This is a genomic window from Halomonas sp. SIMBA_159 (assembly GCF_046536035.1).
GTDB lineage: Bacteria > Pseudomonadota > Gammaproteobacteria > Pseudomonadales > Halomonadaceae > Vreelandella > Vreelandella venusta_A.
The window spans coordinates 1-363 of sequence record NZ_JAWJBT010000183.1 but is presented as its reverse complement, the minus strand read 5'-3'; the positions used below and the strand labels follow the sequence as shown (position 1 = coordinate 363).

The following is a 363-nucleotide window of genomic DNA, read 5'->3' as shown; positions in this document are numbered from 1 at the left end:
CATTCCGTCCAAGCAGTGCGGATGCGCATGGATGCGCGAAGCGACGGCTTCCCGACGCCGGCGGTCGCCTGGCACGTGACGCCGGCGACCCGCCACCAACCGCCAGGGACGCCAAGAACCGGCGCATTTGTGCATGGTCGAAGGGCCGTCGTCAAGGCTACTTTAAAACTGAACTGGACGGTATAGTCCACCCCATGATGCCGACCCCCACCCGCTCCCGGCCGCGGCAATCGCGTGAAAAGCGCGTGCACGACGCCGTCCATGAAGCCGTGCATGCTCTGCTGGCCGAACAGGGCATGCGCCTGAGCATGGAGGCCGTCGCTGCACGCGCAGGCTTTTCCAAGCAGACGCTCTATGCGCACT

General features: G+C 65.3%; 1 protein-coding gene. It reads left to right on the top strand.

Features of this window, described 5'->3' with window-relative positions; all coding sequences use genetic code 11:
* Positions 1–194: 194 nt before the first annotated feature.
* Positions 195–363 (top strand): TetR family transcriptional regulator (locus R0J87_RS18910; protein ID WP_498888148.1); only part of this gene is annotated, 169 nt, incomplete at its 3' end.